The organism is Rhizobium sp. BR 314 (assembly GCF_047445805.1).
Taxonomy (GTDB): domain Bacteria; phylum Pseudomonadota; class Alphaproteobacteria; order Rhizobiales; family Rhizobiaceae; genus Rhizobium; species Rhizobium lusitanum_B.
This window is the reverse complement of record NZ_JARWLA010000001.1, coordinates 1-13672: the sequence shown is the minus strand read 5'-3', so window position 1 is coordinate 13672 and position 13672 is coordinate 1. Positions and strand designations below refer to the sequence as shown.

The following is a 13672-nucleotide window of genomic DNA, read 5'->3' as shown; positions in this document are numbered from 1 at the left end:
AAGTGATCGTTTGCTGCGACAGGCAATGAGCCTGCGCGATGACTATTGCGTGTTCCTCAACCGGCTTTCGATCAGCAGCCCGCTTTCATCCAGGATCGGATGAGCCACCGAGACGATGTGGGCGTTGATGCGTTTCAGGTCGCGCAGCATGTCCAGATGCAGCGAGCTGGTCTGCAGGCTGTCGACGCGACCGTCGCGCAGTCTTTCGAGGTGGCGCTCGGACGATTGCTTCTCAAGCCTGCGCACATCCACCTTCACTTCCATCAGCTGTCTCGCAAGATTGAAGTCGCGCGTGACGAGGATGGTCTGGGCGATGCGCAGGTTGTCGACTGTCAGGCTGAAGAGGCTTCGAAGCTCCCGATATCCGTCTTCCGAGAAGGTCAGGCCCTTGTCGATCTTCTTCGTCACCTGTTCGGCAAGGCCTTTCTCGATGATGTCGCCGATATGCTCGAGGTTGATGGCATAGTCGATAATGACGATCGAGCGGCGGCCATTCTCATCGTCCAGTCCGTCACGTCCGAGTTTCGAGAGATAGATCTTCACTTCCTGCTGGATGCGGTCGACGCGCTTTTCCAGAACCGGAATTTCCTTCAATGGCACCAGGTCGTTGTTGTTGAAGGCATTTTCCGTGCGGATGAGCATGCGCTCGATAAGGTCACCGACAGCGAGAACCTCGCGCGTGGCGCTGGCAAGCGCCACGACCGGCGTCTGAAGGGCCTGCTGGTCGAGGAACTTCGGCCCATCGTCGGTCTGCGGATCATTGGGAACGATCCTGAGCATGGTCTTCGACAGCAGTCGGGAGAAGGGCCATGCGCAAATGGCCAGGGCTATATTGAAGAGCAGATGCACATCCACCGGCAGTTTGGCCGGCGAGAAGTGGAGGCTTTGCATCCAGTCGCCGATATAGCCTGCGAGAGGAAGCACGATGAGGCAGCCAATGGCGCGCACGATCAGGTTGCCCAGAGTGACGCGCCGGGCGGTCGCAGGACCGGAAAGCGTCGCAACGAGCGGCGGAACGGCACCCCCGAGATTGGCGCCGAGGACGAGGACGACCGTGAGGGCCGGTGACAATATCCCCGTAGATGCAAGCGAGAGGATCAGTACGACGACGGCAAGGCTGGACGACGATACGAAGGCCAGCACCGCCGAGAAGATGAGCGCGACGGGCAACGCACCGTCGAGCAGCCCGATGAAGGCGCCGAGTGCTGCCGATTGCCGCATCGGAGCCGTGGCAAGGCTCAGAAGCTGCAGCGACAGCAGCATGAGCCCGATGCCGATGAGCGCGGCTCCTGCGCCCTGCTGCGAGGTGGAGGCGCGTCGATAAAGGACGATACCGATCAGGATGATGAGGGGAGAGAGCCATTCGATGCCGGTCGCGACAATCCATGCCGTGACCGCCGTGCCGACATTGGCGCCGAGCAGGACGATCTGCGCCATGCTCGGCAGAACAAGGTCGCGTTCGACGAAGGAGGCTATCATCAGCGCTGTCGCGGTGGAGCTTTGCAATGCGATCGTCGCGAGGAAGCCAGATACGAACGAGCGCGGGCCGCTGCGCGTTCCCTTGGCGAGACCGGTTCTCAGGCGTGCGCCGAATGCCCGAGACACACCATCCTTCACCTGCGCAAGGCCGAACAGCAGCAGGCCGACGGCGCCGAACAGATTGATCATGACGATGGTGGATTCCATTTTCTTCTAGGTCTTTCTCATGCCACCATGCCGAAGTGATTCCGAAAGCGATAATAACCTACTGAAAAGGCATGAATTTCAGCGCTTAATTCTGTTTTTTAATACGAGGCGATTTTGCTTGCCGGCTAAATATTATACGCCTGCTCAAGCCATAGTCCACAGTCGCTTGCGACATATTGGATCAATATTTGCGCACTGCGCGTTTCAGTGCGGTTGAGGCGGCCGCAACTCTTCGGGGGAGCCTGATTCAATCTGCGATGTGTTCGCTGCCGCGCCAGCACCGGCGGCAAAGGCCTGCTTGACCTCTTCGATCGTCGCGGGTCGCGGTTTGGGGCCGATCGAAGAGAGTGAAGCGGCGGGCTCAGCCGCCGTGGCCGGCAGTTCCGGAGAAGTTTCGGTTCCGCGTTCCTCGACTTGCCGCTTGGCGAGAGACGGGGAGGCTGCCAGGATTTCCTTGAGTGTCGCAGTCACGGGCAAATGCCCGTTCAAGTCAGTATTCGTATGATGCCAGGCATGGGGGACGCGCCGATCGGCGTCGATGAACGGGCGCGAGTTGATTTCGCCGAACCAGTCCCATGCGCCCATGACGTCGACCACATCGGTGAAGGCCGGTGGCATCGCGATGCGGGCGCCGATCGTCACGATTTTTACAGTCGCGGCGTGCGCTGCTATTCGAGCTGCCGCCTGCTTGGACAGGTCGTGCAGGGCGGCTGAGAGGACCAGATTGCCTTTGGAGTGACCAACCAACAAATCGAAAGAGAGACGCTCGTCTGCAAGAAGCGCCTGCACGGTGCGCGTCGCCAGGCTGGTGCGGCTTGCCGATGCCTTGCCATACGCCCCGACTTTGGGCCGTCCGGCGAGATCGTCCAGTGTTTCCAGAAACGGGCGCAGACCCCTTAGGTGGCCAAAGAAGAAATGCCCTCCGAATGCCTCGGTAATGGCATCGGCGATGCCGTAACCGGAGACGACGACAGCGACAGGTCCCTGCACCGCATCGGCGACATTGCGGGCGAAGGCGGCAGCGCCAAGTGCCGAGCCGCCGATGCCGGCGACAGCGAGCGCTCGCACCTTGTCACCGCCTCTCAACACAAACTCATCCACCGTTTCGCAAAGGCGTATCGCCGCGCCGCCGCTTGGCGGAACGATCATGATCGCGCCTTCGGCAGCCAGCGAGTCGCTGATGTAGAAGGCCTCTTCCGGCGTGATCACCTTGATGTCGTAGAATAGGGCATCCAGCGCAAGGTTCCGCTGGCGGAGGCCTTCAAGCGCAAGATTGCGGGCAGGGGAACGCTGCAGCCGCTCGGGGAGGCTCAATGTGCGTGCGAACTGCGTAAGGGAAAGTGTGAATGCCGTCTGGAACATGGGGTCACCTCGCCAAGGCTGCCTGAGTTAGAGCATTCCAAAACCAAGCTTCTCACACTTTATCCGGCGTGCCAACGCCTATTGGGGTGCGACATTCGACCCCGGGGGCAGCGGCGACCATTGCGTCTGTCGCAGTGCTTCTCCCGATATCATCGCCGCGGACATCGCGACGTTGATGGAGCGTTGGCCCTCGACCATCGGAATTAGGACGCGGCCGTCGGCCTTTTCTTGGACGTGATCGGGGACGCCGGCGCTTTCGCGGCCGAAAAGAAGCACGTCGTCATCGCGATAGGCAAAGCCGGTATAGGGCTGCGCCGCTTTGGTGGAGGCCAGCACCAGCCGGCGACCGCTTTCCAGGCGCCATGCCTCGAAACGCTCCCAGTTCACATGTCGTGTCAGGGTGACGGCTGATAGATAATCCATGCCGGCACGCTTGAGGTTGCGGTCGGATATGTCGAAGCCGGCCGGCTCGATGATGTCGACGCCGAGGCCGAGGCATGCGGCGAGCCGCAGGATCGTGCCGGTGTTGCCGGGGATGTCGGGCTGATATAGGGCGATGCGGAGCATGGTCATGTGCTGCAACTAGAGCATGATGCCGAAAAGTGCACGCGGCTTTCGGACGAGATCATGCTCTACTTCTTTGATTCTAGAGCGGATGATCTTAGGTCAATTCGGCCTAAGATCATCCGCTCTAGCGAAATCGCCGGGATTTGTCTCCGATTTTTGTTGATTTGTCGATTTTCGTGATGCGTTCCATCAGCAGAATTGAAGGGCTTCGCCCATTTTTCAGGCATATTCCTCTTTTCAAAAAAGAAAAGCCGCGCTAAAAGACAAGCGCTCTACAACTTGCGAACGAAGGAGGCTCATGATGGATATCTTGTTTGTGACGATGCGCCTCCTGTCGGCCTTTTTTCGGACCCGCTGAGAGCGCCACAAGGCGCGAATTCGCAAGCATTCCCCCCTTTTGAGTCATTGCGCGGCTGGCATAGCCTCGTTGTTTTATCGCCCGACCACCATATGAATCTGCGACCTTTGGGCGCAACGGGTGGTCACAGGGTCGAGTCTTTGGAGCATTTCAATGTTTGGCTGGTTTGAACGCCGACTAAATCCATTTCCGAGCGAGGTGCCGGATACGCCTCCGCAGGGCCTCTTTGCATTCTGCTGGCACTATTCCAAACCTGCACTGCCGTGGCTGATCGCCATGAGTATCCTCACCACGTCGATCGCAGTCGGCGAGGTAGCGCTGTTCAAGTTCCTCGGCGATATCGTCGAATGGCTGACGAAGGCGGATAAGGCGACCTTCCTGCAGACGGAATGGCACAAACTGTTCTGGATGGGCGCGATGGTGCTGATCGGCTTGCCGTTTGCGGCGATCCTCAACAGCTTCATCATGCATCAAGTGCTGCTCGGCAATTATCCGATGATCGCACGCTGGCAGATGCACCGCTTCCTGCTGCGCCACAGCATGACCTTTTTCGCCAACGAGTTTGCCGGCCGCGTTGCCACCAAGATGATGCAGACCTCGCTTGCCGTGCGCGAGACGGTGATGAAGATCCTCGACGTCTTCGTCTATGTGTTCGCTTATTTCCTCTCGATGATCCTCGTCATCGCGGCGGCGGACTGGCGGCTGATGTTCCCGATCCTGCTCTGGCTCGGCGTCTATGTGGCGATCGTCTCCTACTTCGTGCCTGTGCTGCGCAAGATCGCGTCGCAGCAGGCCGATGCGCGCTCGATGATGACGGGCCGCGTGGTCGACAGCTACACCAACATCGCTACAGTAAAGCTGTTCTCGCATGCGGGTCGCGAGGAGACCTATGCCAGGGCCGGCATGGAGGAGTTCCTCGATACCGTGCACAAGCAGATGCGGAAGGTGACGCTGTTCCACGCGAGCGTCTATTTCAACAACTGCGCGGCGCTGTTCATCGTCTCGGCCATGTCGATCTGGTTCTGGCTCAATGGTACGATTTCGGTCGGCTCCATCGCCATTGCCATCGGCCTTGCCATGCGCGTCAACGGCATGTCGCAGTGGGTGATGTGGGAAGTCTCGGCGCTCTTCGAAAACATCGGCACGGTCTATGACGGCATGGGCATGATGACGAAGCCGCACGACATTATCGACAAGCCGGCAGCATCGCCGATCATTGCCAAGCAGGGTGCGATCCGGTTCGATCACATTCGTTTCCACTACGGCAAGGCGAAGGGGGTCATGGAAGACCTGTCCCTCGATATCCGTGCGGGTGAAAAGGTTGGTCTGGTCGGCCGCTCCGGCGCCGGCAAGACGACCCTGATGAACCTCTTGCTGCGCTTCTACGATCTGGAAGGCGGCCGCATCACAATCGACGGTCACGATATTGCTGGCGTCACGCAGGACAGCCTTCGTTCGATGATCGGCGTGGTGACGCAGGATACGTCATTGCTGCATCGCTCGATCCGCGACAACATCGCCTATGGTCGCCCCGACGCGACTGATGAGGATGTCATCCGGGCGGCCAAGCGCGCCAATGCGTGGGAGTTCATCGAGGGCCTGGTCGACATGCATGGCCGCACGGGGCTCGATGCGCAGGTCGGGGAGCGAGGCGTCAAGCTCTCAGGCGGCCAGCGGCAGCGTATCGCGATCGCCCGCGTCTTCCTGAAGGACGCGCCGATCCTGGTGCTCGACGAGGCGACCTCGGCGCTCGATTCCGAAGTGGAAGCGGCGATCCAGGAAAACCTCTTCGCGCTGATGCATGGCAAGACGGTGATCGCGATTGCGCACCGGCTGTCGACGCTGACCGAGATGGACCGCCTTGTCGTCCTCGACAAGGGCCGGATCATCGAGATGGGCACGCACCAGGAGCTGGCCCAGAATGGCGGCATCTATGCCGAGCTCTGGAGTCGCCAGTCAGGCGGCTTCATCGCCGATCACGAAGAGGCCGAAGCGGCTGCTCAATAACGGACTGAACAACTGGGGCGCTTTGGCGCCCCAGTTACCGTTTTTCCTTAGCGGCTATTTTCCCAGTATCCAAAACGGAACCAAGGCGTCGGGAAGACGACGCTGCGGGCTAACGGCTTGCAAGAGCGAGTTGTAGTGCGAGTGCCCCGAACGCTGTGGCGAAGCTTCGCCGCATCCACGACTGCACGGTCTGATTCGAGACGATGTGGCGTCGCAGGTAAGCGGCAAACACGCCGTATCCTGTGAAGACGATGAAGGTCAGCGCCATGAATATCAGGCTGAGCTTCAGCATCAGCGCAACGGGGTTAGGCTGATCCGGCGTCACGAATTGAGGCAGGAAGGCGAAGAAGAAGATCGACAGTTTCGGATTGAGGAGATTGATCAGGATTGCCGAGCCAATCACTTGCCGACTGTCCTTGTCAGTCGGCGCGCCGTCGACGCGCAACATGCCTCGCGCCAGAAACATCGACCATGCCATATAGAGCAGATAGGCGACTCCGAGCCATTTGAGCGCTTGAAACGCCAAGGCGCTGGTGTGCAGGAGCGCGGCAAGCCCGCTGATTGCGGCAAGCAAATGCGGGATTATGCCGAGCGTGCAGCCGAACGCGGCGACGATACTCGCTCTGGCGCCGCCCGATAATCCCGCAACGAGGGTGTAGATTGCTCCGGTGCCCGGAGACGCCACGATGATGAGAGTCGTTATCAAAAACTCCATGCTCATACGATTGCTCCCACGGGAGAGCAGGGGATTGGCGACGGGTGAGGTGAATACGTCGGGTCAGCTTGAGACGAAATGGCGGGCATGGTTCTCACTCGATGATCGTTTCGAGCAATATCGAGCTGCCGTGTTCTTCGGTCTTGAATGAAATTGCGCGTCGCCGCCATCTCGCGCCGAGCTTCAATCGAAACCCTCAGCCATGGCATTCTAACGAAAATGTAACCTTCCGCGGCTCCTGCCTTTACTTTCCGGGCCTCCGGAAATTCCCTATATCGCTTCCATGTTCATTCGTTCGGTGTTCCGTCTGTTCGAGACGTGGATTGATCCCTACTACCGCAGCGGCGATCTCCGCCCGCCGCGGTCGCTTGGCGCTTTCATCTGGTATTATGTCGGCCAAGCGAAGGGGCCGTTCCTGGCAATGGCGGCGCTCGGCGGAGCCGTTGCCATGCTGGAGGCGGCACTGTTCTGGTTTGTCGGTCATCTGGTCGATATCCTCGACAAGGTGAAGCCGGACGAGGGGTGGACCGGGCTGCTTGCCGGTCACGGTGGCGCACTTCTCGGCATGGTCTTCGTGGTGCTCGTGGTGCGCTTCGTGATCGTCAGCCTCGGCGCGTTGGTCGAGGAGCAGGTGGTCGTTCCCGGATTTCTCAATCTCGTGCGCTGGCAGGCCTACCGGCATGTGGCGAGGCAGTCGGTCGAATTCTTCCAGAATGATTTCTCCGGCCGCGTCGTCACCAAAGTCTGGATGGCGGGGCAGGCGACGGGCGATCTCGTCGTGTCGCTACTGCAGGTGGTCTGGTTCATCATCATCTATGCCGCCTCCACGATCGCGCTCGTCGGTGGGCTCGACTGGCGGCTGGCGCTGGTGATTGCGGTGTGGATCGGCGTCTTTTCGCTGCTGGCCCGCCACTTCGTACCGCGCATCCGGCAGCATGCGCGCAACGCCGCTGAGGCATCCTCGATGCTGAACGGGCGCATGGTCGACGCTTATGCCAATATCCAGACGCTGAAGCTCTTCGGACGGGAGGAGCAGAACGACGACTATATCCGGCGGGGTTTCGACCGCTTCCAGGCCGCCGTCATGCCGTTTACGCGGCTGCTGACCGGCGTGCGCTCGTCGCTTGCGTTGCTCTCCGGCGTCATGATCACCACGATCGGCGCGCTCGCCGTGCATCTCTGGCTGGCTGGCGAGATCTCAACCGGCGGCGTCGCCTTCACCCTCAGCATGGTTCTGAGACTGAACATGCTCTTCGGCCGCATGATGTCTCAATTCAACGCCATCATGCGCAATCTCGGTACGATCCAGAACTCGGCCGAGATGATCTCCGAACCCATCGGACTAGTTGACCGGGTTGCGGCCAAGGATCTGGCGATCAGCGGTCCCGAAATCCGTTTCGAGAATGTGAGCTTCCATTACGGGCGCGGCGGCGGCATCATCGATGATTTCTCTCTCAGTGTGCGCGCAGGTGAGAAGGTCGGCATCGTCGGCCGTTCCGGGGCGGGCAAGACGACGCTCGTCAACTTGCTCCTGCGCTTCTACGATCTCGAAGGCGGCCGCATCCTGATCGATGGCCAGGATATTGCTGGCGTGCGGCAAGAATCGCTGCGGGGCGCCATCGGCATGGTGACGCAGGATACGGCTCTTCTCAATCGATCCATTCGCGACAACATTCTTTTCGGCCGTCCGGATGCCAACGACGAGCAGATGGTGGAAGCGGCGCGGCAGGCGGAGGCCGACCAGTTCATCACTGCTCTGGAGGATCAGAAGGGACGCGTGGCTTACGCAGCTCATGTCGGTGAGCGCGGCGTCAAGCTCTCCGGCGGCCAGCGTCAGCGTATCGCCATTGCGCGCGTCATGTTGAAAGATGCGCCCATTCTCGTGCTCGACGAGGCGACGTCGGCGCTGGATTCCGAGGCTGAGGCCGTGCTGCAATCCAACCTCGACGGGTTGATGAAGGGCAAAACCGTTCTGGCGATCGCCCACAGGCTTTCGACCATTGCCAAGCTCGACCGGCTGATCGTCGTCGACAAGGGCGAAATCATCGAGGAGGGAACCCACGAAGAGCTGATCGCTCGTGGCGGCCTTTACTCCGAGCTATGGGCGCGCCAGTCCGGCGGCTTCATTGCTGCGGATTCGGATTGATCGCATCCGCCCTACTCGATCGCGGCATGCATGTTTATTGATGGCGAGGAACGCTGAATTCCGTCATCAGACCAAAATGGTTCGAGCCCATCGCATCGCGGATCTGCGTCACGGATATCAGCCGCAGCGGGGCGCGGGCGAAGACGTGATCGATGGTGATGCCATAGGCTCCTGCTGCGATCGGCCAGGTTGCCGGCTCCGGAAAGGCATGACGCAGACCGGTCGCGGCGAGAAAGTCGCGCATGTCGGGCGTGATGACGGAAGCGTTGAAGTCGCCTGCGAGAAGCAATGGTCCCTTCACATCCTCGAGGGCTGCCGCGAGGAGACCAAGCTCGACCTGATGGAACTCGTCAAAATAGGGCTTGCTCAGATGAGCCGAGGCAAAATTCACCGGCTGGCCATCCATGTTGATGGTGGCCAGAATGAAGCGATTGTCCCATAGGCTGCCAAGGCTGCGCATCATCTGGGTCTGAAACGGTCTTTTTGACAGTATCAAGGAATCGCAATCGGTGGTCATCACGCCGCAGCCAATGCGGTAGGGATAGACCTTGAGGATGCGATCCATTTCCGAGAAAATCGGTCCTGCCTCGAAAATTTCCACGACATCGGCATTGGAGCCAACGATGAGGTCGGTAATACGGGTGCCGTTTTCAAAATTGCTGTCCTCGATGTTGAAGGATAGCAGCCTGAAGTGCCCGCCGCCCGCCTCCGCCGACGCGACGAGGGAGGATGTTGCGTATTCCTGCAGCATGAACACCGAGTGGATCGCCAGCACGGCGCCTGCCACCGTCAGGAACATCGCGTACCAGTGGCGTTTGAAGAGGAATGCGATCAGCGCCAGTATGATCGCAAACAGGCTTATATGGGTCTGCAGGCTTTCGAAAAAGCCCAGTACCCAGAGATCGGCGACATAACGTGCCGCAATGATGCCCAAAGCCAGCGTGGCAAGAACGCAAAGAACGCAATAAACCGTGTGCCTCATGGGACGTTCTCGTGCTGATTTTCGATATTTTCCCGACGTAAGGTCCGACTGCAATCCTCCACAAATCGCCGGGGAAATCCATTCGGTTTTAAGAGGTAAGAATTAAGCCCTGCGGAGTGATAAAATCGCGACTATCGCGACATTTCCTGCGGTGCAGCACAGAAAGTGTTGTCAATTTTGCGATGTGGAGAAAAATTGGTGTGGAGTGAAATTCATGGTTTTTCATGAACTTAGCTTCCCATTCCTACGACAGGAATGCTTGCGTTGCCACTCTGCGACGCAATAGCGCAGTTTTGCCGCGACATTGTGCCCTCTAAGCTTGCCAAGGCTGGACATAATTTGCGATCAAGCTTAGAACGCAGCGGGTTACGGAGGAATCTATGGCGGAATTATGGTCGCATTGATTCGCCGTTAGTGAGAGGGGTACCGCGGTTTCACCGTGGTTTTGCGGGAAGAGGATGTGCAGCGTTGAGCGAGCATAGTACGACAAGTGAATCCACAGGCGAGCCTACGCGCCGCGATTTCCTTTATTTGACGACAGGTATGGCCGGCGCAGTTGGCGCGGTTTCGGTTGCATGGCCGTTTATCGATCAGATGCGGCCGGACGCATCGACGCTTGCTCTTGCATCCATCGAAGTCGACGTGTCGAGCCTCGAGCCTGGCATGTCCCTGACGGTGAAATGGCGCGGCAAGCCCGTTTTTATCCGTAACCGCACGCAAAAGGAAATCGACGATGCCAAGGGCACGCAGCTTTCGGACCTGAAGGATCCGGTTGCTCGCAATGCCAATCTCCCGGCTGATGCGCAGGCAACAGACGTTGCCCGTTCGGCGGGCGAGGGCAAGGAAAACTGGCTCGTCATGATCGGCGTCTGCACCCATCTCGGTTGCATCCCGCTTGGTCAGGCAGGGGAATATGGCGGGTGGTTCTGTCCCTGCCATGGTTCGGTCTACGATACCGCCGGTCGCATACGCCATGGGCCTGCGCCGCAGAACCTCTCCATACCGCAATATGCGTTCACGTCGGATAAGAAGATCAAGGTCGGTTGAGGGGGAGCTGAATCATGAGTGGTCATTCGTCTTACGAGCCATCGACAGGGCTCGAAAAATGGGTCGACGCGCGGCTTCCGCTGCCGCGTATGGTCTATGACAGTTTCATCGCGTACCCGGTCCCGCGCAATCTGAACTACGCCTACACCTTCGGCGCAATGCTGGCCGTCATGCTGGTCCTGCAGATCCTGACCGGCGTCGTGCTTGCAATGCACTACGCGGCCAATACCGCGATCGCCTTCAACTCGGTCGAAAAGATCGTCCGCGACGTCAACCATGGCTGGCTGTTGCGCTACATGCATGCCAACGGTGCGTCCTTCTTCTTCGTCGCCGTCTACCTGCACATCGCTCGCGGCCTGTACTACGGCTCCTACAAGGCGCCGCGCGAAATTCTCTGGATCCTCGGCGTGATCATCTACCTCCTGATGATGGCAACCGCCTTCATGGGCTACGTTCTGCCCTGGGGTCAGATGTCCTTCTGGGGCGCGACCGTCATCACCGGCTTCTTCTCGGCCTTCCCATGGGTCGGCGACTGGATCCAGACCTTCCTGCTCGGCGGCTTTGCCGTTGACGATCCGACGCTCAACCGCTTCTTCTCGCTGCACTACCTGCTGCCGTTCATGATTGCCGGTGTCGTGATCCTGCACATCTGGGCGCTGCATGTAACCGGCCAGACGAACCCGACCGGCGTCGAAGTCAAGCTGAAGACCGACACCGTGCCCTTCACGCCCTACGCGACGCTGAAGGATGCGCTTGGCGTTTCCATCTTCCTGCTGGTCTTCGCCTATTTCGTCTTCTACCTGCCGAACTTCCTCGGCCACGCCGACAACTACATCGCGGCCAACCCGCTGAAGACGCCGGCCCATATCGTTCCGGAATGGTACTTCCTGCCGTTCTACGCGATGCTGCGCTCGATCACCTTCAACATCGGCCCGATCGACTCGAAGCTCGGTGGCGTTCTGACCATGTTCGGCGCCATCATTGTGCTGTTCTTCCTGCCTTGGCTCGATACGTCGAAGGTTCGCTCCGCCGTCTATCGTCCCTGGTACAAGCTGTTCTTCTGGCTGTTCGTCGCCGATGCCGTTCTTCTCGGCTGGCTCGGCTCTCAGCCGGCGGAGGGCATTTACACCACGGCAGCACAGTTCGCGACGCTGTTCTACTTCCTGTTCTTCCTCGTCATCATGCCGGTGCTCGGCCTGGTCGAGACACCGAAGCGTGTTCCGAATTCCATCACGGAAGCGGTTCTTGAGAAGCAGGGCGGTAAAGCTGCCGCTCCGGTTCAGGCATAACCGGCGATAGAGGAAGAAAACGATGAAGAAACTTATTGTTGGCCTTCTGTCGCTCACGCTTATCAGCGGCGCTGCTACGGTCGCTGCCGTTGCCGAGGAAACGAAGCCTGCCGCAGAAGCCGCGACACCGCATTATCCACTGAAGGAACCGCGCGAGCAGCACTGGTCCTTCTCCGGCCCGTTCGGCTACTATGACAAGGCCCAGCTGCAGCGTGGTCTCAAAGTCTATACGGAAGTCTGTTCCGCCTGCCACTCGATGAAGCTTGTGGCCTACCGTACGCTGGGAGATCTCGGCTATACGGAGGCGCAGGTTAAGGCATTCGCAGCCAACTACGAAGTGCAGGACGGACCGAACCCTCAGGGTGAAATGTTCAGCCGCAAGGCGGTTCCGTCCGACCATTTCAACTCGCCGTTCCCGAACGACGAAGCGGCTGCGGCCTCGAACAACGGTGCCGTGCCGCCTGACATGTCGCTGCTTGCCAAGGCACGCGAAGTCGAGCGCGGTTTCCCGCAGTTCATCTTCGATATCTTCACGCAGTATCAGGAAGGCGGCCCGGATTATATCTACTCGCTGCTGACCGGCTACGAAGAACCGCCCGCTGGCTTCAAGGTTCCGCAGAATTCGCACTACAATCCGTATTTCGATGCGGCGGCGACGTTTGCCATGCCCAAGCCGCTTTCGGACGGACAGGTGACCTATGATGACGGTGCGCCGCAGACGGTGGACCAGTATGCGCGCGACGTTTCTGCATTCCTGATGTGGACCTCGGAACCGCATCTGGAAGATCGTAAGCATCTTGGCTTCATGGTGATCGTGTTCCTGCTGATCTTCTCGATCCTGATCTATCTCACCAAGCGTTCCGTCTACGCCAAGGCCGGCGCTCACTGAGTAAGAATAGAACGACATGAAAAGGCGGCCCGCTGACAGCCTGTGTGAGAAGTCCGCCAAATCAATTAAAGTGGCCGCATTGGAAACGATGCGGCCATTTTCATGGGATATATTTCAGGGACTGATCGGGGTCAGAGGTCGCTATTGCCAGCGCGGATCGAGGATTACGTTGCCGCAGATGCCGCGGTGCGCGTGATCGATGCCTTTGTCGATGGGCTTGATGTTGCGCAGCTCGGCTTCAGGCGAGCGGTTGAGGCCTCGACAGGTCGTCCGCCCTACGATCGGCGTGATCTGCTGAAGCTCTACATCTGCGGCTATTTTAACGAGGTGCGCTCATCCCGGCGGCTGGAGCGGGAATGCCGGCGTGATGTGGAGACGATGTGGCTGCTGCGTCAGCTTGCGCCGGATTTCAAGACGATCGCCGATTTCCGCCGCGACAACGGGCCGGCGATCGTCGGTGCCTGCCGGGCTTTCGTGCTGATTTGCCGCGATGCCGGTTTGTTCAGCGCCCGCCTGGTGGCGTTGGATGGGTCGAAATTCCGCGCCGTGGCCAGTGCCAGGAAGATCATGGGACGCCGCGAGATCGAGGCGGAACGCGCCCGTCTCGACGGCAAGATCACCGCT

11 protein-coding genes are annotated in these 13672 nt (G+C 59.3%); 6 read left to right on the top strand and 5 right to left on the bottom strand.

Annotation, left to right across the window (positions count from 1 at the left end; translation table 11 throughout):
* Positions 1 to 42: 42 nt before the first annotated feature.
* The 3 genes from QD461_RS00055 to QD461_RS00045 form a co-directional block, all read right to left on the bottom strand.
* Positions 43 to 1686: a Na/Pi cotransporter family protein gene (locus QD461_RS00055; RefSeq protein ID WP_184703121.1), complete on the bottom strand. Its 1644-nt coding sequence runs from the start codon at positions 1684 to 1686 to the stop codon at positions 43 to 45.
* 204 nt (positions 1687 to 1890) lie between these two features.
* On the bottom strand, positions 1891 to 3048 hold the full coding sequence (locus tag QD461_RS00050) for a hypothetical protein (RefSeq protein WP_414085928.1): 1158 nt from the start codon (positions 3046 to 3048) through the stop codon (positions 1891 to 1893).
* A 78-nt stretch (positions 3049 to 3126) separates the two neighbouring features.
* A complete protein-coding gene (locus tag QD461_RS00045; protein WP_414085927.1) occupies positions 3127 to 3621 on the bottom strand; it encodes a tRNA (cytidine(34)-2'-O)-methyltransferase in 495 nt (164 codons plus the stop codon).
* Between the two features lie 505 nt (positions 3622 to 4126).
* Between QD461_RS00045 and QD461_RS00040 the strand changes: the two genes are divergently transcribed.
* Positions 4127 to 5980 carry an ABC transporter ATP-binding protein gene (locus tag QD461_RS00040; RefSeq protein WP_414085926.1) on the top strand — a complete coding sequence of 618 codons (1854 nt, stop codon included), beginning with the start codon at positions 4127 to 4129 and terminating at the stop codon, positions 5978 to 5980.
* 109 nt (positions 5981 to 6089) lie between these two features.
* On the opposite strand, the gene QD461_RS00035 is transcribed toward QD461_RS00040, so the two are convergent.
* On the bottom strand, positions 6090 to 6701 hold the full coding sequence (locus tag QD461_RS00035; protein WP_414085925.1) for a LysE family translocator: 612 nt from the start codon (positions 6699 to 6701) through the stop codon (positions 6090 to 6092).
* Between the two features lie 277 nt (positions 6702 to 6978).
* Between QD461_RS00035 and QD461_RS00030 the strand changes: the two genes are divergently transcribed.
* Positions 6979 to 8841 carry an ABC transporter ATP-binding protein gene (locus QD461_RS00030; RefSeq protein WP_414085924.1) on the top strand — a complete coding sequence of 621 codons (1863 nt, stop codon included), beginning with the start codon at positions 6979 to 6981 and terminating at the stop codon, positions 8839 to 8841.
* Between the two features lie 34 nt (positions 8842 to 8875).
* On the opposite strand, the gene QD461_RS00025 is transcribed toward QD461_RS00030, so the two are convergent.
* On the bottom strand, positions 8876 to 9823 hold the full coding sequence (locus QD461_RS00025) for an endonuclease/exonuclease/phosphatase family protein (RefSeq protein ID WP_414085923.1): 948 nt from the start codon (positions 9821 to 9823) through the stop codon (positions 8876 to 8878).
* Between the two features lie 468 nt (positions 9824 to 10291).
* Between QD461_RS00025 and petA the strand changes: the two genes are divergently transcribed.
* The 4 genes from petA to QD461_RS00005 all read left to right on the top strand — a co-directional run.
* Positions 10292 to 10870 carry a ubiquinol-cytochrome c reductase iron-sulfur subunit gene (gene petA / locus QD461_RS00020; RefSeq protein ID WP_184703128.1) on the top strand — a complete coding sequence of 193 codons (579 nt, stop codon included), beginning with the start codon at positions 10292 to 10294 and terminating at the stop codon, positions 10868 to 10870.
* Between the two features lie 14 nt (positions 10871 to 10884).
* The gene (locus QD461_RS00015; RefSeq protein WP_184703129.1) at positions 10885 to 12159 is read left to right on the top strand and encodes a cytochrome b; all 1275 of its coding nucleotides are present in this window, start codon (positions 10885 to 10887) and stop codon (positions 12157 to 12159) included.
* 22 nt (positions 12160 to 12181) lie between these two features.
* Positions 12182 to 13048 carry a cytochrome c1 gene (locus QD461_RS00010; RefSeq protein ID WP_414085922.1) on the top strand — a complete coding sequence of 289 codons (867 nt, stop codon included), beginning with the start codon at positions 12182 to 12184 and terminating at the stop codon, positions 13046 to 13048.
* 102 nt (positions 13049 to 13150) lie between these two features.
* A partial coding sequence (locus tag QD461_RS00005; protein ID WP_414085921.1) for a transposase occupies positions 13151 to 13672 on the top strand: 522 nt, incomplete at its 3' end.